This window comes from Algoriphagus sp. NF (assembly GCF_028823735.1).
Taxonomy (GTDB): domain Bacteria; phylum Bacteroidota; class Bacteroidia; order Cytophagales; family Cyclobacteriaceae; genus Algoriphagus; species Algoriphagus marincola.
Window position 1 is genome coordinate 1 of the sequence record NZ_JAPEIB010000002.1, and the last position, 21,146, is coordinate 21,146.

Consider the following 21,146-nt stretch of genomic DNA (forward strand, 5'->3'; position numbering starts at 1 on the left):
CTTTTCTTCCTAAGAGCTTTTCTAATTCTATTTTAAAATTGATATAATTTTCAAAATAGTCTTCTAAAGGTATAGACCTGAATTTTACTAAAAAATCAATATCTGATTCGCTGGTAAAAGGACCTTTTAGTGCTGAACCAAACAAGACTAAGGTATCTACATAATATTTTTGGCAGAAAGACCTGATTTTCGGTAAAGCTGAATTGATTAAACCTAATCCATTGATTAGTCTGTAGGATTCCAATTCAGGCTCATTCACTTGATTATCAATATTTTGCTTTTTTTTACTCACTTAGTAAAGGTAAATCTAAATAGATAAATATTGGTTTGCGTTTTCCCAATTTTCCACTTTTTAGCATTCATCAAATAAAAGGTAATGCTTTTCTGCTCCGATTATTTTCCCTTTTATCTCCTCATAAAGCGTTTGGGCTTGAGTAAGATGAGCATTGGCAAAACTTTCAAAATTCAGGTAGATAATCTGATGTTCCTTCACCCCTATTTGAGTCAATTCATTCATCAATAGCCTCAAGACGGTAGATTTCCCGGATCTTCGGATACCGGTAATAATTTTGATCTGAGGTTTTCCGATAAATTTTTTGAGTTTATCGATATAAAGGTTTCTCTTTATCATTATTTAGGGTTATAACCATAAAAATATTTAAAATTCAAAAGATTTTTATGGTCATAAGCTAAAAAAAATTCAAAACTGAGTAATAAGGTTGAAGGTTTTGGAGGTTCTGTATTGTTAGTTAATTGTTGCTGCCGTTGGCGGGAACGTAACGTTGGACGTTCTACGTTTTGAGTTCTACGTTGAAGTGGTTCTGCCCTCGGCAGGAACGTAACGTTAATTAACGTTGAACTTTGAACGTTGAACATAAAACTTCGAACTCCTACGCTACATCAGCAAAAGTCCGTTCCATTTTTTTACCCCCCGGGCCCCCCTTGAGGGGGGATTGGTGGAGACTCTAATCCCTTTCAAGGGAGAATTAGGGTGAGGTCAAACCTTTCGAAATTCGACCAATTACACTTTGAAAATTATCCAACACCTCTTCATTTCTAAACCGGATTACTTTTAAACCAAATTCCTCCAAAACACTAGTCCTCCCAGAATCATATTCTTTTTGATTCAGTTGATCATGGATACTTCCATCTACTTCAATCACTAACTTTTTCTGATGACAATAGAAATCCACGATGTATTTGTCTATGGGATGCTGCCTTCGAAATTTGAATCCTTCCAGAGATTTATTTTTAAGGAAGTTCCATAAAACCTTTTCCGCTGGAGTCATTTGCTTGCTAAGTTCTTTAGCTCTTTTATGGATTTCGGGGGAGGCTCCGTAAAAAAGGTTTTCTGAGTAGGACATCTTGTTTGCTTCTTTGTTTTAACCCCCCTAGCCCCCCTTGAGGGGGGAATTGGGTAGCTTTTTCAAAATCAAATGGGTGTCGTAAAGTCAGCTTTTAGTAACGAAACCAACTCCCCTCCTTCAGGAGGGGGCGGGGGAGGTGAAGATTTATTACCCCCTAAATCCCCCTGTAGGGGGACTTAGGCACCGGTTTCAATTTTAATGGGGTATTTAAACAAATATTTTCTTGGAAACGAGATTACTCCTCCCCTTCAGGGGAGCCCGGGAGGGGTAAAGATTATGCAACATCTGCAAATATCCTCTCCATTGTTTTCTACCCCCCTAGCCCTCCTTTAGGGGGGAAATGGGTAGCGTTTTCAAATTAAATAATGTTTTCACAAATAAAGAATAAAGTCTTGGAAACGAAACCAACTCCCTCTCCGCCGCGGCGGAGGGATCGGGGGAGCTACTCCTCCCCTTCAGGGGAGGCCGGGAGGGGTAAAGATTATGCAACGTCTGCAAAGATTCGTTCTATTTCTTTACCCCCTAAATCCCTCCCGAATCTAGTTTCCCGAATCAAGTTCGGGACAGGCAGGGACAGGCTCTTGAGGGGGACTTAGGCACCGGTTTCAATTTTAATAGGGTATTTAAACAAATATTTTCTTGGAAACGAGATCACTCCTCCCCTTCAGGGGAGGCCGGGAGGGGTAAAGATTATGCAACATCCGCAAAAATTCGTTCCATTCGGCGGAAATAAAACATCCCAAACACAAAGACGACCACTGCTACGATAGTCCCCGGCCAGATCCATTCCCAGGGCATGGGGCGGTTGAGGAAGGCGGCTCGGAATCCTTCGATGACCCCGACCATGGGGTTAAGGATATAGAATTTTTGGTATTCAGCAGGAACAGCCGAGGTGCTATAGACCACAGGTGCTGCATAGAGTAGAAGTTGCACCAAGAAGGTCAGCGCATGCTTTACATCTCGGTATTTCACCGCCAAGGCTGAGAGAAACATCCCGATTCCCAGGCTGCAGAGCAGGAGTTGTAAGATCAAAAGCGGGGTAAAGAGCACTCCCCATCCGGGGAGCTGCTTAAAATAGATGAGCATAAAGATCACGACCACAAAGGCAATGGTAAAGTCCAGCATCTTAGACAGGATGGCGGAGAGCGGCAGGACCATTCTGGGAAAATAGACCTTGGTGATCATATTCGCATTTTGAATCAGGGAATTGGCTGATTCGGTCAGCGTGCCTGAGAAGTAGTTCCAAGGCCATAAGGCCAAGTAAGAAAAAAGGATATAAGGCATTCCATCCGAATCTACCTTTGCCAAGCCACCAAACACCAGGGTAAAGACCACAGTGGTGAATAGGGGTTGGATAATCGCCCAAGACACCCCGAGAATAGACTGTGCATAGCGGGCTTTGATACCGCGGAGCGTCAGGAAATAGAGGAGATCCTTATAGCGCCAGAGCTCCTTGAAGTCTACCATCTTCCAGCCGGAGGAGGGTTCGATTATTTTGTAATGAGGGTTAATGAGGAATGAGGAGTTAGGAATTAGGAATGGAGAATGAAGAATGTTGAATTAAGAATGGGGAATGAGGAATTAGGAGTTAGGAATGTTGAATTATGAATTGCGTTTTCCTTCTCTACTAGATTTAATGATTGAATTAAGAATCTTCAAAATTTCTTCTATTTCATTTTTTAAGAACTCATAATCCGAATGATTTGCTCCAAGCTCCTCCCGATTAAATAGCCGAAGCCAGTATCGAGTTTCTCTGGCTTCTTTGGCTGCAATGACCATCTTTGCTATAAAATCCAGTTTAGAATGTGCTGCCTGAGCTTCTTCCACATTTGCTCCTATTGAAGTAGCCGAACCAACAAATTGATCTGCTAATCGATAATGACCTGCTTTTCGAAGTTGTAGATACAGATCGATGGACTTATTAGCAAATTCAAAGGTTTTTGTAAGTATGTGATTCTCCTTGGGCAATGGTGAATTAGGAATTAGGAATGATGAATTTAGAATGAGGAATGAGGAATGAGGAATGTTGAATTTAGAATGAGGAATGAGGAATTAGGAATGTTGAATTTTGGTGAGACTGCTAATTCCGCATTTTAAAATTCATCATTCTACATTAATCACAGCTTCGCCCTTTCACTCACAGTTAGGAGCTAGAAATTAGGAAAGTTGAATGAGGAGTTAGGAATGTTGAATTAGGAGTTTTTATTCTGGACAACAAACCCCCGAATCTGATTCATAATTCTTCATTTGCAAATTCCTAATTCTTCATTTTCTATTGCTTCGTCGGTCATACTGACCTCCTCGCAATGACGACTGAGTAATAAAATTACTCGGTGCTTTGGGATTTGCAAATTTATTTTTGAAATAATGGGATTTTGGGGCTATTGTCGAATTGATGAATTGACGAACTGAGAAGTTAAGGGTTAAATGTTAAGCGTTAAGCGTTAAGGGTTAATGTGAAGTTCGAAGTTCGTGGTTCTTTTGGCATCTCGACTCCGCTCGATGTGACAGTTTGGAGTTTGGAAGTATGGGGGTTAAATGTTAAGCGTTAATTGTTAAGGGTTAATCCGAGGTATTGTTAGAGGTTAATGGTCTTGGTTCTTGTTTCTGATTTCTTGGTTCTCCCTTTTACCACTTATGTCTTGATACTAGCTACTTGATACCTAGTACTTGGTTGATGCTTCTTGAATGCAATCCCAGACGATTTTATCCTTGTATTCGGGTCGCCATAAAAGTCCAAGGGCTAGGTTGATTTCGTAAGACTCGAAATGCTCAATTCCTCCACCTGAGTATTGGGTCAATTCCCCAAAGTAAATTTTCTCTCCTACTGAATAAAAGTCTGCTCTCGCATGCACAAAGGGCTTGGACAAAGTCTCGGCAATTTCAATCATTCTTTGATGGGTAGAATAGGAAGGAATATCTTCCAAATCAGGTATGCCTGACTGCACCCCATGGATAAGTTGAAGGTCTGGGTCGGTAAATGCACGGGATGGTTTTCCAAAGCGCCCATTGAAAAAGAGAATGAATTTGACCTTTCCATAAAAGCAATAGAATTTGATATCCATGGGAATATCTCCCTCTTCGTTTCGGATCACCTTTTCGCAAATAATCTTTCTTGGAATATCGCGATAGGCCCATTCATGACGTCTTTGTCCATAGCTTGAATTGAGCCAAGCCTTGGCAAGTTGGAGCGTCTTATGAGGATCAGTACCAGGCATGACCAATTTATTGGTGCCGGATCCATGGTTGGCTTTCATGAAATATTCTTTTTGCCAAAGTTCCTCGGGAAAGTCTCTAGCATTCTTGCTGACATGATAGATGGGAATCAGAATTTCCTCTGCCTCTTTGGTGCCCAGTTTCTGGCGAACATAATCTCTCACTGCAAACTTATCTGTAGTCTGAATCAGAAGTGGGTCTCGGTCAAATAAAATTTTATGAACCACCCATTCATTGTAGGTCCAGGGATCATGAAGGTTAAGGTCAAATCCATTGTGCCTTTTGAAGATCTCATGCAGTTTTGGATAGCCCAAGAATCGCTCCCGGAGGTCATAGAGCCGATCGTAGGTGCTATTCAGTTTTGCTTTTAAGTTCAATTGCTGGGGATTCGAGTTTAGTAATGAATGCTGAAATATTGATTTTTAGCAGTAAGTCATTCTACCTAGTCAATTGTCTTAGGTATTGAGTAAAAAACCAGCCAGCATCCTGCATCCTTTTGTGAATGAGGGAAAATTTGAGGTAGCGAAGGGAAGTTTTCCGGTAAACCGATGGGGGAATTTTGGAAATAAAGGGATTAGTGGTCGGGTTTAGGGCTGTTTGGATGGCTGCAACCTCAGCATTTACGAGTTTTTCGCGTTTATTGGCACTTTGCCCTGAAATGCTATTCCCATGGATCAGGTAGACATAGGTGGGCTCATTAATAATTCCCCAGGTGGGATAATTGAGTATGACTCGAAAGAAGAGTTCCCATTCCTGATGTTTTTTCAATCCTAAAGAGAAGAGCCCGGTTTTTTCAAAAACTTTCCTTCTAAAAAGTGGCCCACCGGTAATAAAGAGAATTCGAAATCTCAAGTAGTCTTCAATGGCTTGTTCGGATTGGATATTTTGATGAAAGGTCCTTTTGCCCTTGTAGTCCTTCTCATATTTGATTTCAGCTTTAGAAGCCACGAAGGCAAATTCAGGGTGGGATTCAAGGAAATCGACCTTCTCCTGCAGACAATGCGGCAGCATCAGGTCATCCGAATCAAACCATTGAATAAACTCACCCGAAGCAAGCGAAAAAGCATGATTTCTACAGGAATTCCCTCCCTTTGGTAGGTGTTCAGGCCTTCGGACTACTTTTATTCTGGGGTCTTTTTCAGCAAAGTCATGGAGCAAATCCAATGAAGCATCGGTACTGTGGTCATCTACGACTATACACTCCCAATTCGTATAAGTCTGCTCACAGATGCTTTGAAAAGTGTGCGGAATGTATGCTTCCTTATTGAAGTTGGGGATGAGAATAGAAACTAGTTTTTCAGCCATGAAGGGCAAATTAGCTATGCAATCTGAAAGATTAAGCGGGTTTGAAATAAATTCTTGTTTCGGAGAAAAAAGGATCACAAATCTGTACTCCCTGATACTTTTCGCAGCGCCAATTACCCATCAATTCATCCATTGCTTGTTGGTAGGATTCTCGTTCAGAATTGTCAAAAACCAGCATCCCTCCCGGCTTAAGTTTTGAGATAGAATTGCGAAGGCATTCGGGTCTTGCCCGTCCATCGATGAGGATCAAGTCAAAGGCTTCATCCGGGAGATGATCAGCCGCATGTGCATAAGCTTTCCAAGACATCCCCTCCGAAAATAGTCCATGCACACTTCGGTATTTATCCTCAATTTCCGGTTGATCGATTTCTGGCTTATACAGATGAAGTGAAACCATTTTGTCGTTCTCCAGCTCCTTTTTCACGGTTTGAAACCATTCATCATCATGCTCTATGGAATAAACTGAGGCTCCTAAATTTCTAAAAAACAGCGTACTGCCCCCCAGTCCAAATTCCAGAATATTCATTCCTGGCTTGATCAATTCGCGGAGGCGTTCACAGGCAAAATGATTGATCCATGGGAGTTGGCGTTCGTAGGGGAATACCCGTACGCGATTGTAATCATAGTAAGCTGAATATCCTTTTATGGCTTCCGAGATGGGCTTTCCTTGCTTGATGTATTTCCAAAGCTCATTGCAAAAGCGCGCAAGGATCCGATGGGATGGTTTGACATACCTGTTACTGGTACTCATAAAGGGTGATGTTACGTGTAGGTAATTAAGCTAGAGCCTAAATATAAAAAAAAAGAGAAGGATTGGAAGGGGGAGTTGGAGTTCCGAGAATTATGAATGAGGAATGAGGAATGAGGAATTGGGAATTTGGAATGAGGAATGTGGAATTTGGAATGAGGAATGAGGAATGAGGAATGAGGAATGAGGAATGAAGAATTAGGAATTGGGGGAAGGTTTTGGGTTTGAAGTTCTTTATTCGTGGTTTCGGTAGCCATTAAGATTAGTCCTTGAGACTTTGTACCTGATTCTTGATGCTAAACTCTTAGACATTAAACTCACAAGGCTAAAAAAGATGGTATTTCCTCTGGACTAGACGATTTCTTGCTTCTTTGAAAAGGAGGGAATTTTTATTTTTTCATACAGCTCGAAAAAATTCAAATCCTTGTTTTCAGGTTTCCAAAACTCGCCAAAAGTTAAATCTGTCTCATACTGATCAAACTTTTCCAAGCCTGCTCCGGTATAATGCGTGATTTCTCCGAAATATATTTTTTGACCTATGGAATATAGATCTACTCGGCAATAGGTAAAGTCCTCGGATAGCTTTTCACTAATAGACTTCATTTTATCGAATGTATCAAGATAGGGAATCTGCTTCAGCTTCGGGAATCCTAAGGTTTGGGGACCGGGTATTTCCCTTAAATTCTCATCCGTATAGGATCGTTGCTGATCTTCAAATCGGTCATCCACAAACATTACCATTTTCACTTTTCCATGGAAGCAGTAAAATTTGATATCCATGGGGATTTTACCTCTTTCATCAACCAATACCTGCTCACAAATGACCCTGCGGGGAATATCTCTGTAGGCCCATTCCAGGTAATGTTGCCCGTAGCTTTGAGCCAGCCATGATTTGGCTAAGTCCTTGATTTCCTTTGGATCATCAGTAGTAGATACATATTTATTAAAACCCGAAGCATGATTTGCTTTCATAAAAAAATCATGATTCCAGGAATCCATGGGGATATCATCCCCTGTTTTGGACACAAAGTAGGTAGGAATCAGGAGTTCTTCGGCTAGCTCTTTCCCCAACTTTTCTTTGATATAATCCCTGACCTTCACCTTGTCCGAGGTAATGACTAGAAGCGGATTCCTATCATATATTTTCTTAAAAAATATTCGCTGATTATGCGTGATGGGGTTTTTTAAATCCAAGGGATAGCCCACCATTCTTTCGAAAATCCTATGGATTTTAGGGAAATTTCTAGCTTTTTCTAAACTAAAAAGCATTCTATCCTTTAAATTCTGAGGATACCCTTTTCTGAAAACTTCCCTGATAGTCATGAATGTTAATTTGTCGCAAAATTAAGGATTATGCCCTAATAGTAAGGGTTTGAAGTACTGAGATTGAGAAATATCCTAATTGGAAATTCCGGTTCAATACCAGTTTAGGTAGGTAAGATTTCAGGTGTTATTTTCCGAAGATTAAGATGCCTTGAATATCTCCTGGGTCAGACTCGAGAATTTCTACTTCTACTTTTCGGCTGACTTTCTCGTAGGTCTTTTCCCGGATGAAATCCAAGTAGTCTCGATCCAAATTCTTTCCTATAAGTATCATCTGAACCGTCCCTGAGTCAATCCCCTGTGCATAATCTCCGACGATATAAGCCTTTTCTACCTCCCCCATTCGCTTGACGATTCGCTCCATCAAGTCATCCAAACCTAAAAATTTGGATACCATGTTTTTGATTTCCTGAAAAAAGGGATGTCCTTCATTGGCCTTATACATTTTGGTCTTGCCCTCATCTTTAGCCACTAAGAGTCCTGCATCTGCCAGTCGATTGAGTTCAACCCGTACGGAGTTGGTGGATTCATCAAATTCCTTGGCAAGGGAGCGCAGGTAACCTGAATTGGCATGAGAAAAAAACTTCAGCAGAAGCTTGATTCGGGTTTTGGATGTGACGAGGGAGTCTAGCAAGAGTTAGTTAAGAATTGAGAATGAGGAATTATGAATTAGGAATGAAAAATCGAGAATGAAGAATGTTGAGTAAAATATTTACTCGGTTAAATTAAGGGGTTTTGGTGTTTTTGGCAAATGTTTTTGTTGTTGGAAGTGTGATTGGGACGTCATAGCGAGGATCTGTGCTGATTTTAATCTTTTTCGATTCGCAAAAAGCGACAAAGCTATCTTTTGGAAGTGGGAGTTGGGGTTCCGAGAATTATGAATGAGGAATGAGGAATTGGGGGTTAGGAAGTTAGGAAGTTTGGGGGTTTAGGAGTTAAGCGTTAAGCGTTAAAGGTTAATGTGAAGTTCGAAGTTCGTGGCTCCTTGTTCCAAGTCGAATTGATGAACCGATGAATTGTCGAACTGAGAAGTTAATAGTTAATTGTTAATTGTTAAGCGTTAAGGCGTTTCCCAAAGCTATGTGAACGTAGAATGCTGAACATAGAACGTTGTACGTTTTAGCATCTCGACTTCGCTCGATGTGACAGTTTGGAGTTTGGAAGTATGGAAGTTGGGAGGTTGAGGGTTCTGGGTTCGAGGTTTTGGGTTCTACGTTCGTTGGGGCTTGTTGTCGAATGGAGAAATTGTCGAGCTGAGGAGCTGATCGGATTTAGGACTAGTCATAAGCGAGGAAACTATCTTTTGGAGTATTGGAAAAGGAATGAATTAAAAAAACTGACCTACCACTTGTATTCGGATAAGGTAAGCTAGACCCGAAAAGACATGAATTGCAAAAAGAAAGCCCAGCAATGAAAGTTTTAACTGATTTGGTTTTTCGTTGATAAAATTCTCTCCAAGCATTTTCAAGAGATTCATTGCCAAAACGAGGTAAAGAATAAAAAGTGATACAGGAATTTGCCAGTAAAAATTACCGTCCAGGTAGCCTGGGCCGCTTTCTGCGAAAAGGAAAAAAACTAAGATACCAAAGCAGAAAGTCAGGAAAGCCAAGCGGAATTCAGGATTTGCCCAAAGTGTCTTTCCAAAGAAAATCAAAGAAGCTATCAAGAGCGGGAAACTGCCAAAAAAGTCCCAAACCGGGTTTTCGGAGAGTTTTCGCCAAACTCCAAAGGGATCAATCATTACATCTCCACGGGCATTGAAATTGTAAAACAGACTGTCTTCAGCCGTTTCTGAAAAAATCAGCCACTTGCTTCCCAATAAAAATGACATGACCAAAACCGAGTAAATCCCAGTAGCAAAGACTGATTTTCTGGACGTATTTGAAAAAATGGCCATGACCATCAGCCCGGGAATTAATCCAAACAGATAGCTTGGCTTTATCAATAAAACCAGAAGCGTCCAGCTGATCAATGGAATAAAATTGGGTTGGCTGCCAATGTACCATTTCCTTACCTCCCAAAACAAGAGCATACAAAAAGGGAAGACGAAAATAGTGCTACCATTATGCCAGAGATTGGGGGTCATTTTTCCCAAAAGCCAATATTCTCCTTCCCAATTCAAAAGAACTAGCGGAAACATCAACAGCAAGCCAAAGGGAATCCAAGCAAGCCATGGATTCTCTCGGATTTCATTTTTAAGAAAGTGATAAGTCAGGAGGTATTTTGCCAACCAACTGATTCCCATCATGAGTAGAAGGGCGATTTTAAGGCTTTTGGAACCTGGAATCACAGTGCTGATCCCAAAAAAAGTAAGGTAGTAGAGCGGTGGAAAGGGGATTTTCCCACGTTCGTGATAAAAATTCCAAATATCCAGATGGGCCAGAAAATCTGAAAATATATTTCCAGCCAGCATCTCATAGGTAATCCAGAAATACCCTAGGGTGACTAAAAGGGCAGCTATCCAAAAAGCCGGTAAACGGGGAATCATCTTCATGGACCAGAAGAATAAGACTTAGATTTTATAAAATGAAGCAAAACCAAACTTTCGCTTTTCAGCTCAGATTGAAGGGTAAAGCCAGGATAAATTCGGTTCATATAGTCTGGAAAAATCAAAGGATCAGGTGACTGAAAAGCTAAGAGGTAGAATTCATCCATTTCTCTTTGGCTGGTAAATCCTCTTATTTCATAGGCTTTTTCCTGCATGGGACTTCTGGAAATCCATCCATAACTAAGGAAAGGAACCTGATGGTTTTGATTGAAATGGTCCGTGAAAAGGTACTCCATTACCCCTTCGAGGAAAAGAGGAGATTCGGTATTTTCCTCAGAAAGCATTTGATCAAATTCCTCCTGAAAAGCCAACCTACCTTGGGCTTCTTTGAAAAAATTGAAAGTATGAATACCCAAGAAAAGGACAAGAAGAACAATCAGACCAGCAGTAAGTTTTCGGGAAACCAAGGAATCCGGGAATTGTAAAACCGGAAAAAGCAACACCAGGAAAAACAGCAAATTAACCCGACCCAAAAGCAAGTTAAAATGGTTAAACACCAGATAAAACCCCAACCAAAGTCCCAAAAAGAGAGCCTTTTGCCTGCCTCCAGTTTTTGTTGTAAAAAAAGAAAGGAATAGAAAGCCAATGAGCATGGATTTGAACAATTCCGTTCGTTGAACCCGAAATAGCCGAATTAGTCCATCACCTACTGCTTCCCAGGCAAAAAGGTGCAGATTCAATTCCTGTTTTTTAGCAAGAAAATCTGCTCTATTTAGAGGAAGCTCCTCAAACATCCAGGATCCAACAAAGAACCAATCGGATGAATCCGGGATCGTCCCTTCTTGAGATTGTTGAACAAAAACCGGATGGTCTAAGACTTTTGACCTTGCCTGGTTGAAATCCAAATAATCAGGAGAAACTAGGCATTCTTCATATGCCCACTTTCCTAAAACAAGGAAAACTGCGAAACTAATAAGCAAAAGACCTCTGGAAATGGAAAACCCATCTTTGACCTGAAGGAAAACCAAAGCAGCCCAGATCCATTCCAAACTGATCAAGGCAACGGATTCCCATCGAATGGATAAGCCCATGAATAAAGCCAAAAATGCCCAAAGGCGAAATCTTGGAAGTGAGGAATCCCATATGACCATCAAGCCTGCTAACGCGGCAAAACCAGCGATCAGCGTGAACTGAGGGAAGAAGGCAAAGTGAAACGAAATCAGAGCAATAAAGAGACTCCAGAAGTGCTTTTGAATAGCTGGAAAAGTAATAGACCAGATTTTCTTTAACAAAAGAAAAGCCGAAAGGAAATTCACTCCAAACCAAGTCAAACCATACCAGTTAATCTCTGGAAAAAAGCTGTAAATCGTAGAAAAAAGCCAGCTTAGCCAGGGATGAATAAATACTGCATAAGGTTCGGGTTCGCCCGTGTAGGCTCCAGAAACCAGCCACATCATCATCACATCGTCATTGGTCTGAAATCGCCAAGGCAGAAACCAGATCATCCCCAAGCCAAGAAAAAGGCCTATTGCCCAAAAAAGAAAAGATTTATCAACTGCTTGAGATAAACTCATAGGTATTCCGTGACTAAAATGGGAGGTTCCGTAAATCCTTCTGGCAAAGAATCCACTTGGTAAAATAAGACATCTTTGGAATAGCCATTGGGAAAAAAACCTTTCAATTGTTCTCTGTCCCAATACCCTGGACTATTGGGGAGAACTTTTCCTAGTAAATAAGGCACCCCTGAAATCCTATAGACCGCCAGAATTTCTTCTTGCTCAGGAAATAAAGAAACCAATTTTTCCAAACCATTGACCTGCTTGGGACTAAGCAATGTAGATTTACCCGGAAGATATTCCCATTTTTCTGTATTCTTCCAAAGTGGTTTTTGCTCAAATGGATGCCACCAAAGTCCATTGAATACCAAAAGCAGGGCTGAAAAAGAGATGCCAATACCTACCCATTGGAGTGATTTCAATCGCGATTTGCCTGCAAGAATCAACCACGCCATGATCCAAAAAACCAAGTAATGAACCCCTAATCTCAGCCAGTAGACATTACTTCCAAAATGAAGCACAAAAGGCAAAACCAAAAGAAGAAATATCCAGACTTTTTCCTTCGCCGGAAATCGGGAAAAATCGGATTTTGCAAAAAACCAAGCCCAGATTACTACTCCAAAGAGCAGGAAAAAGTGGTTCCATTCATCAGTTATATGGGTGATGAAAAAAGTCAGGTAAAATACTGGGACAATAAGTAAGGCCTGAAAAAATTTCTTTTTGATAATGCGAAAGGATAAAAAAGAAATCAGAAAGAGCAACAAGCACCAAAAAGCTCCAACACCAGTATGCTTGACTAAGGTCCACCAATGGTAATCTTCTCGACCGGTTTGTATGGATAGTCCAGCGCTTAGTCGAATAATGGCATTTTCGCTAAGAGTAAAATAAAATATCCCCTCCAAAAGAATAAAGGGAATGAGCAAAGCAAATAGCACCTTCCAATTGAGCCTTTTTTCATAAAGCATTAAGCCAATCGTCAATATTCCCAAAAGTAATGCTGTTGTCACTTTTACATAGACCAAAATCCCAAGAAGGAGACCCAAGCTTAAGTTTTGAGTCAATTTTGATAATCTAGTCGAAAGCAATGCTATACAGCTGGCAGCTAGTACAACGGAAAGATGATTGTAGGATAAGCTAGCAGGAAGAAAGCCATATCCGGCCATTAATCCTAAAAGAGAAATAAGATAAACTTCAAAAGATAGCTGCTTTTCAAACTTCAGATTTCTGTAAAAAACAGCCAAGCCCAATGCTCCTAAGCAATAAAAGAAAAGTCGGAGAATCCTCAAACCAACTATTCCATAGTGAATCCCGGTGATTTGGTGGAAAAGCTTAAAAAACAGATCGTAATTAAAAATTCCTCCTTGATTTTCCTGAAGAGGATGGGCTAGCAAAACATACAAGCCCTCATCTGAGACATCAAATCCGCGATTAATCCCCAGGATAACCATGGCGATACATATAATTGTAGCTATGACCAGAAATTTGGGCATTTAGGAATGATTGGAAGATTGGAAATCTGATTATCCGCAATCCTACCAGTTACGGAATTTTATATGGTTTCACCTCGACTTCGCTCGGTGACCGTTTGTTTTCTAGGTTGGGGAGAGGAGAAAAAAGGGGCCACGCACCTTTTTTCTCCCCTCCCATAATTAACTTCAAACCCGGAGGCCGAGCGAAGTCGAGGCCATTTTGATCTACTGGTATCATTGCGGATAATTATATTGAAAATTAAAGCATTTAAAGTTGTAAAATTTGAATCCGAAATATTAAACCCTTTACTCCAACATTCCTCATTCTTAATTCAAAATTCTTAATTCAACATTTCTAACTCTCCACCAATAAATTTGGTAATTGATAAAAGAGTGGAAGTCGCAGAAGGCAGTCACTGAAGCGATCGGAATTGAGAAGATGTCGGACAAACTCTTCCGGTTGATAATTTTGGATAAACTCGCTTTTGTGTAAGCTTTGATAATGAAATACCGCCAACACTCCTTTCTCCTTCAGCCTTTGAATATACTCTTGTCGTAGATCGGCATACTCAAAAAGCAAATAAAATAGATGATAGTTACCAGGTTGAGTTTGAAACCCCACCTCTCCCAAACCTTTCAAGCATTCTTCCAAGAGCTGCAAAAAAGATAAAGGCAAGACTTGTATTTGATCCTTTTTCCCGGAAAACCAAGCTGAATAGTCCTCCCAAATGGCTTTTCTTCTGGATTGAATCCCAGCCAAGTTTTCTAATTGGGCAAAAAGAAATGCAGCCTGCAATTCCGAAAGCAAGAAGCTACTGCCAAAATCCTTCCAACCGTATTTATCGATTTCACCGCGAAATAAAGCTGCCCGATCTGTCCCCTTTTCCCAAATCACTTCTGCACGCTTTATGAGTTGAGGATCATTGACCACAAGCATCCCTCCTTCCCCACAATGGACATTTTTGGTTTCATGAAAGCTAAAGGCTGCCAATTTACCAAAGCTTCCCAAAGCTTTTCCTTTATAAAATGAGTCCACTGCATGCGCAGCATCTTCAATTAATATAATATTGTATTTGTCGGCCAATTGCTGCAAGACATCCATATCGCATGGAACTCCTGCATAATGTACGGCTACTATTGCTTTTGTCTTTTCACTGATCAGCTCTTCTACTTTAGCTTCATCCAGCCCAGGAAAATCGGCTTTGCTTTCCACAAAACGGATTTTTGCCCCTCGAAGTGCAAAGGCATTGGCAGAAGAAACAAAGGTGAAAGCCGGTACTATCACTTCATCACCGGGCTGAATATCAAGAAGTAAAGCAGCCATCTCCAAAGCATCTGTACAGGAAGTCGTAAGAAAGCATTTCCCAAAACCGTACTGCTCTTCAAAAAAAGTCTGACAAAGCTGCGTGAAATAGCCGTTCCCAGAGAGTTTACCCAAGGCTGCTGCCTTTGAAAGGTAATCTTGCTCAGCACCGGTCAAGTAAGGTTTGTTGAAAGGGATCATTCGTTCCCGGTTTAATTTTAATGTATTTATTACAACCTTAAAAAGGGGTGAATTTAGCTTTTTCAGGAAGTAGGTACTTCATGAAATTCACCTCATCCACACTTTGCCTTTTGGTGTATTTTCTTGGTGAAACCGCAAAGTAAGTTTTATCCGAATTCTCCCAATTAATTTCATTCTCATGAGCTACCAAAATAATCTTTTCTTGGTCAACTCCTGATTCGGATAAGTACTGCCTCATTTTTTCCATTTTCTCTTTTGTACTTACCGCTATAAATTGATTTCCGAGTTTGGAAGAAATTGATTTGGCAGGGCTACCGGCATAGATTTGATTATACGCCATATCATGGGTAATGACTGAACCGGCTAAGGCCATTGACTTATCGGCAGCTTCAATAGGCCCTACAATGCAATGCCCGACAAACCATACATCATTACCAATTTTTAAGGGTTTTTGGGAATTGAATCGGCAACCTTCAAGCGTGTCACCAAACTTGATATGAGACCATAATTGAGAATGAGCCCCAATACCACAATTATCGCCGATGGTCGCTCCACCTATGCAGTCAATAATGGCAAACTGACCTATCCAGGCATTGTGACCGATTGAGCAGGATTGATATCCATGAATAGTCACCTGATGATGGATTTTGCCATAATCCCCAATTTGAAAATCATTGCAAATAATTTGAACTCCAGCCCCAATGTAAACCTGATCCCCTATTCGAATACGATCAGCAGGACCATCTATACCTCTAATAATTGCGGTAGGATGAATAAAAACTCCCTGCCCTAATTCAATTTGATTCGCCTGTATATTCTCCATGAGTCATTCGGTCAATTAAATACAGGGGCCTTCCTTTTACACCTTCAAAGATCTTCCCAATGTACAATCCTACGACACCTATCATCATCATTAAAATCCCAGAAAAAAATGAAATAGATAGGATTAAACTGGTATATCCTGAGACTGTAATCGATCCCATGAAATACCGAATCAATGTTATACAGGAAAAAAGAAAGCTTAGTATAGATACCAATAGGCCTACTTTAACCATCAATCGAATAGGTTTATCAGAATAGGCTAAAATGATATCTAAAGCTAGGTTTGCTCTTTTTCGGAAAGAGTAATTGCTTTTGCCTACAAGCCTATGCTGATGCTCCACTTCAATGGTATATGACTTGAAGCCCATCCAGCTTATCATGACAGAGAATACCCGTACAGGCTCTCGCATTCTGCAAAAAGATTCTGCTACTTTGAAATGGTAGATTCCGAAATTGCCAATGGCTGGATCAAATGTTTTGCCAGAAAGATAGGATAAGAAATAGAAAAATATTCTGGAGGTCCAAACATTGAAGGCATCGTCTTTCCGATTCATCCTTCTTGCCAAGACCACTTCGTATCCCTTTTGTGCCTCTTGATAAAGCATAGGAATGTCCTCAGGCCTATCTTGCAGATCACAGTCCATCACTACCACCCACTCGCCTTTCGCATGGTCCAAGCCTGCTGTGATGGCATAGTGCTGACCAAAATTACGAGAAAGCTTTATCCCAAAAACTTCAGCATTCTTTTCCGAAAGCCTCTCGATCAATTCCCAAGATCCCTCAGGGCAGCCATCGTCCACAAGAATAATTTCTGATAAAAGACTCTCGGAATTTAAAGCCGCCAAAATTCTTTGAATCAATTCTTCCAAGGTATTCCCTCCTTTATATACTGGGACCACCACCGAAATATTAACTGGAAAATTACCGGAATCTTGATTTGCCATGGGAAGATCAAAAATAAAGAAATATGGGTATTCCTGATTGAGGGAAGTGAAAGAATGTTGAATGAGGAATTAGGAATTAGGAATGTTGAATGAGGAATTAGGAATGTGGAATGAGGAATTAGGAGTTGGCTTGGAGGTTAATTGTCGAATTGATAGGTTAAGGGGTTCGGGGTTCAGAGTTCGAGGTTCAGAGTTCGAGGTTCGGGGTTCGGAAATTGGGAGGTTTGGGGGTTGGGAGGTTAGGAGGTTGGTGGGTTTTGAAGTTTGGGAATTTATAATATAAATAATTATATAAAAAATTGATTATGTGCAAAAATGTGGAAAACTACCCTTCTCTCATTCCAAAAATTACCCACTTTATGGTATTTTTTTTCCGGTTTTGATTTTTACCTTTGAATCAGGGTGATTAAGCAGCTTTTCTCATCATTGTTTATAGAAAATTATAAGGGATTTTTTTCAACACTTTTTTACCCCTTAACTCTCATTAAATCAGAGACAAAAACAAAGCCCTTCTTGCGAAGGGCTTTGTTTTTTAATAGTATCTAACCTCACAATTTGGATTTGACTCCCTAAATCGATCCACTGTTCGACTACTTAGTCTGGTATTGAAGCAGGATAATTTGATAAGGTTTGGCAAATCTTCAATAGGGCGGAGTGAACGAAGATTGGTGCTTGCTACATCAAGTTCTTCCAAACGAAGTAATGGTTCCAAACCTTTAAGTACTCTCAAATTGGTCCCGGATAGATTCAATACTCTAAGTTCAGAAAGATTTGATAGAGATGTCAGATCCTCGATACCAGTATTGGAGATGTCCAAATTCGTCAACTGAAACAGTGAGGAAACAGGGGTGAAATCTGTAACAGGCACCTGAGAAAGCCGAAGCTTTGTCAGTAAATTCAGTTCAGCAACAGGACTGATATCAGTGAGTGGAGCGTCAAAAATGGAAAGCTCCCTCAAATTCACAAATACCTTCAAAGGAAATAGGTTACTAAAGGAAACTCTCTCGAAACTTAATTCAGACAATGCTGTCAGATTATGCAATTGCTCCGTACTAGGATTTTCAGGAAGACTGAATTGCCTTCTGAGCTGTTCGTTCCATGTCTCAGGTAGTGTTTCCCACCAAGTAGCCAATTCTTCACTTCTATACACAAGCGTCAAATTGGGTTTAATCTGAAGTAATTGTGGGACTTCCTCCTCCAAGAAATTGGCCTGATTCACATTCAGGTAAGTAAGATTTCCAAGGCTTTGAATTGGTAGAATACTTTCAATGGGACTTCCCGAAAAATTCAACCGCACCAAGGAGTCCAAATTTGTCAACGGTGCCAAATCTTGTACATCTGTATTTTCGGCTTTTACCTCCTTAAGAGTCTTGACTTCAGACAGCGGCAACAAGTCCGATATTGGATTGTCTGAGAAATCAATCTTTCGAAGCTTCACGAAACGAGTGATGGGATTCAGTGTTTTCACTTCCATCCCCGCAAGGTCCAAAGACTCTAGACCAATGGTGGAAGTCAGTAGTTCTACATCCGGGGGGTTTTCTCCCCGGATTTGAGGATTAGCTTTTCGAAGCACATTTTTCCAAGGCTCCGAAAGAGCTGTCCACCAACTTTCGAGATCCCGAACATGGTGAATCAAAAGAACGTCAGGATTTGCCCTGATAAAATTATCTGCAGCGATGACCGAAAGTTTGGTCTCATCCGCGAGAACTTTACGAAGATTGGACTTGGCATTCAAGCCAGAAATATCTGCCACTTCCGTATTGGTGAGATTGATGGTTTCGAGCAGATCAAGACTTCTAAGAGGGCTTAAATCAATAATATTTGTCTCTGATAGATCAATACTTTTTAAAGAATCCAATTCACTTAAGCTAGAAAAATTGATTAGGTAATTCTTACTCAAATTGAGCTCCTTCAAACGCTTCAGATCTTTAATATTTTCTGAATTGTTAAACCCACTTTCGGTCAGGTCCAAGTATTGAAGGTTTTGAAATTCATTTAGCACTTGAAAACTCAGCACAGGCGTGCGGTACATTTTCAATCTTTCAAGTGATTTTAGGTTGAGCAAGGGATCAATTTCCGCTATTTGGGTTTCAGAAATATCAAGTTGCTTCAGACGCTCGGAATATTTGATGAATTGAATATCTGAGGCCGGAGTATTAGAAACATCCAAATACTCCAGAAATGTAACATTGGAGATTGGTCCCAAGTCCACAATTCGGGTATCACTAAGATCGATAAACTTGAGTTCGCGAAGCGCCTCAAGCGGAGTCAAATCAAGTAATGAATCAGTACCTGATATATCCAAAGAGTCTACTGAAACGAATTTATACAACTCGTCTAGACTGATCGAATCAGTAGCGGAAAGTGCAAATCGATCGAGGAAATAGCCTTTCCAATGAGGGTCCAAAATCTCCCACCACTCCAAAAGTTCTTCATCGCGACTCAGCTTGGTAGTGTAGATGCTGGCGATTTTAAGCTCTTGGGAGTTTTCTTCAAGATTCACCTCTACAAACCGAGGTTTGGTATCTGTAATTTTGTTCCCGTCTTTGGCGGTCGCCTCAATGGTTCTGTCCATGGAGACTACGAAAAACACCTCTCCATTTTCTTTTTGACCGGGCTTTACCTCCCTTACTTTAAACTTGAAGTTAACATCCTGAAAAAAAAACTCGATATCCTTCAGGTAGGCGGTAACATCTTTGTTGGTAACTACTTTCCGGTCAAGAACCAGGTCATCTTCTACCTGTACAGTTCCATCCCTAAATATTTTCAAATAGCTCTCCCGAATAATGACATCCTTGTCTCGTGTGGAGGTCTCAGAAGAACCGATGGTATTAAGCAAATATTCCAAAAAGCGGATTTGATCCTCCACTTTTCCAGAAAACTCGGTGATTTCCTCCTTGCTGTACCCTTCTATGTCTTGCCCATAGATCGGTAAGCAAGTGATTATCAAAAAGAAAAGTAGAAGAAATCTAATTCGAACCATAAATATACTTTTGCAATGTTTCTTTGTCCCCGGTATTGAGTTTGACCAAACTGGAAATCAACCAGCCTGTGTTAAATCCGGGTCTATTGAACTGTGCTACTTCAAAATACCAGCCATCTATTTGAAAAAAGTGAAATTTAACATTACTCACCGTTTCAAATTTCAGGTTTCCTTTTTTCATTTCATAAAGAAAAATCGTCAAATAATCCGGTGAAAATGAGCTTTCGGTAAAGGCTTCGGGTAGCTCTGAATCCTGAAATGCCCTGCGAAGATTCATAAAACCCAATTCATGGGAAAGTGGATGAAGAAAATCCTTCTCATCACCGACAGGTTTATCGAAGAGATTGCGGAAAGGTCCAAAATCCACCGCATCAATTACCCATTCGTAACCGAGACCTTGGGGTTGAATTTTCAGGATTAGGGTTGCTGTTTCCCTTTTTCCCTGAAACATAAACTGAGCTTTCACCTCTGAAAACCAGTCCCCTAAGTGGAATTTGAGGTATTGAGGGTAATTGTCTGAGAGGACTTGATTGATAAATTGGTTTTTCAGATCAGCACTGATCCCGCTGGTTTCATTATCAAAGAGTCGCTGAATAAACTGGCGGCGTAGTTCTTTATTTTGAAAAAGAGAGTCTCCAGTATAAAAGCGGGTATTGCCGTCGGGAGATTCTTCGGCATTGAATCTTCTGAAAAATTGATTGAGTTGTTTGGTCGAGGCTGCAAATCGACCGTCATCTTTGATTGTGCCCCCAGAGCCAATGCCCTGGGCGGCTACAATCGAAAGGCTTGCGATAAATATCGCAATGGTAATCAGGGTAATTCTCATGCGGAAGTCTCAGTCACTCGTACATCGCCGAGCATGACATCCCAAAATTCAATGGTTCTACCCGCGATTTGGGTTTGTTTTTTCTCTACATAGATCGTGATGTCTTTCTTGGTCGTATCCTTGTAGTTCATTCCTGTCTCGATAGATGTACCTTCGAATCGCTGGAAGATAGTCACTACCCCTACATAACGTCCATCAGGCTGACGCTCAAGGTCTGAAATGTACTGAATGTCATACCAAGTGATATTTACACGGTCATAATTGAGAGCCATCAGACGCTCAAAATATCTTCTGACTTTGTAGTAAGCGATTTCGCTGGTATTGATACTGGATACGCCCATTTCAGCACCCGGTGCGAATAGCTCTTCAGCTCTGTCCATTACGCGGTTGGCTTCAGAAAACTGAGTTTCCTTGCTTCCGATAATGGCAATGTATTTACTAAGATCCTTTACTTTCTCAAGGGCAAGAGAGTCAATAGCTTGCTTTCTAGCAGGGCTGATAGTCTCCGATTGTGCAAAAACTGTCGCTGTGCTGATTAAAAACAAGCCTAGAAATAAGATGATATTATTTTTCATTTTTTTAGAGTTCTAGCAGT

The 21,146-nt window shown here is 40.7% G+C and carries 19 protein-coding genes; all 19 read right to left on the minus strand.

Features of this window, described 5'->3' with window-relative positions:
* On the minus strand, positions 1-292 hold a 292-nt coding region (locus OU792_RS00950), incomplete at its 3' end, for a nucleotidyltransferase family protein (RefSeq protein ID WP_274669223.1).
* A 60-nt stretch (positions 293-352) separates the two neighbouring features.
* Positions 353-631: an AAA family ATPase gene (locus OU792_RS00955; protein ID WP_222583684.1), complete on the minus strand. Its 279-nt coding sequence runs from the start codon at positions 629-631 to the stop codon at positions 353-355.
* Between the two features lie 355 nt (positions 632-986).
* Positions 987-1,364, minus strand: a complete 378-nt coding sequence (locus OU792_RS00960) for an endonuclease domain-containing protein (RefSeq protein WP_274669224.1) — start codon at positions 1,362-1,364, stop codon at positions 987-989.
* Positions 1,365-2,057: 693 nt separating this feature from the next.
* On the minus strand, positions 2,058-2,834 hold the full coding sequence (locus OU792_RS00965) for an ABC transporter permease (RefSeq protein WP_222583686.1): 777 nt from the start codon (positions 2,832-2,834) through the stop codon (positions 2,058-2,060).
* A 135-nt stretch (positions 2,835-2,969) separates the two neighbouring features.
* Entirely contained in the window at positions 2,970-3,335 is a 366-nt protein-coding gene (locus OU792_RS00970; protein WP_274669225.1) for a four helix bundle protein, read from the minus strand.
* A gap of 695 nt (positions 3,336-4,030) precedes the next feature.
* Positions 4,031-4,960: an ATP-grasp fold amidoligase family protein gene (locus OU792_RS00975; protein WP_274669226.1), complete on the minus strand. Its 930-nt coding sequence runs from the start codon at positions 4,958-4,960 to the stop codon at positions 4,031-4,033.
* A 61-nt stretch (positions 4,961-5,021) separates the two neighbouring features.
* Positions 5,022-5,888 carry a glycosyltransferase family 2 protein gene (locus OU792_RS00980; protein ID WP_274669227.1) on the minus strand — a complete coding sequence of 289 codons (867 nt, stop codon included), beginning with the start codon at positions 5,886-5,888 and terminating at the stop codon, positions 5,022-5,024.
* A gap of 31 nt (positions 5,889-5,919) precedes the next feature.
* The gene (locus OU792_RS00985; RefSeq protein ID WP_134202252.1) at positions 5,920-6,639 is read right to left on the minus strand and encodes a class I SAM-dependent methyltransferase; all 720 of its coding nucleotides are present in this window, start codon (positions 6,637-6,639) and stop codon (positions 5,920-5,922) included.
* Between the two features lie 348 nt (positions 6,640-6,987).
* Complete coding sequence (locus OU792_RS00990; RefSeq protein WP_222583689.1) at positions 6,988-7,959, minus strand: ATP-grasp fold amidoligase family protein; 972 nt, start codon at positions 7,957-7,959, stop codon at positions 6,988-6,990.
* A gap of 127 nt (positions 7,960-8,086) precedes the next feature.
* Positions 8,087-8,593, minus strand: a complete 507-nt coding sequence (locus tag OU792_RS00995) for a winged helix-turn-helix domain-containing protein (protein WP_274669228.1) — start codon at positions 8,591-8,593, stop codon at positions 8,087-8,089.
* 693 nt (positions 8,594-9,286) lie between these two features.
* Positions 9,287-10,453 (minus strand): hypothetical protein, encoded by a 1,167-nt coding sequence (locus tag OU792_RS01000; protein WP_274669229.1) that lies wholly within the window; start codon positions 10,451-10,453, stop codon positions 9,287-9,289.
* Positions 10,450-12,021, minus strand: coding sequence for a hypothetical protein (locus OU792_RS01005; protein WP_274669230.1), 1,572 nt, complete (start codon positions 12,019-12,021; stop codon positions 10,450-10,452). The genes OU792_RS01000 and OU792_RS01005 overlap by 4 nt, the downstream gene beginning before the upstream one ends.
* Positions 12,018-13,493, minus strand: a complete 1,476-nt coding sequence (locus OU792_RS01010; RefSeq protein WP_274669231.1) for a hypothetical protein — start codon at positions 13,491-13,493, stop codon at positions 12,018-12,020. The genes OU792_RS01005 and OU792_RS01010 overlap by 4 nt, the downstream gene beginning before the upstream one ends.
* Positions 13,494-13,827: 334 nt before the next feature.
* The gene (rffA, locus tag OU792_RS01015) at positions 13,828-14,976 is read right to left on the minus strand and encodes a dTDP-4-amino-4,6-dideoxygalactose transaminase (protein ID WP_274669232.1); all 1,149 of its coding nucleotides are present in this window, start codon (positions 14,974-14,976) and stop codon (positions 13,828-13,830) included.
* Between the two features lie 37 nt (positions 14,977-15,013).
* Positions 15,014-15,799, minus strand: a complete 786-nt coding sequence (locus OU792_RS01020) for an acyltransferase (RefSeq protein WP_274669233.1) — start codon at positions 15,797-15,799, stop codon at positions 15,014-15,016.
* Positions 15,771-16,742, minus strand: a complete 972-nt coding sequence (locus OU792_RS01025) for a glycosyltransferase family 2 protein (RefSeq protein WP_274669234.1) — start codon at positions 16,740-16,742, stop codon at positions 15,771-15,773. Before OU792_RS01025 ends, OU792_RS01020 begins: the two co-directional genes overlap by 29 nt.
* A 532-nt stretch (positions 16,743-17,274) precedes the next feature.
* A complete protein-coding gene (locus OU792_RS01030) occupies positions 17,275-19,725 on the minus strand; it encodes a leucine-rich repeat domain-containing protein (RefSeq protein WP_274669235.1) in 2,451 nt (816 codons plus the stop codon).
* Positions 19,712-20,551, minus strand: a complete 840-nt coding sequence (locus OU792_RS01035) for a hypothetical protein (protein WP_100629600.1) — start codon at positions 20,549-20,551, stop codon at positions 19,712-19,714. The genes OU792_RS01030 and OU792_RS01035 overlap by 14 nt, the downstream gene beginning before the upstream one ends.
* Complete coding sequence (locus OU792_RS01040) at positions 20,548-21,126, minus strand: hypothetical protein (protein WP_026944781.1); 579 nt, start codon at positions 21,124-21,126, stop codon at positions 20,548-20,550. The genes OU792_RS01035 and OU792_RS01040 overlap by 4 nt, the downstream gene beginning before the upstream one ends.
* Positions 21,127-21,146 lie beyond the last annotated feature (20 nt).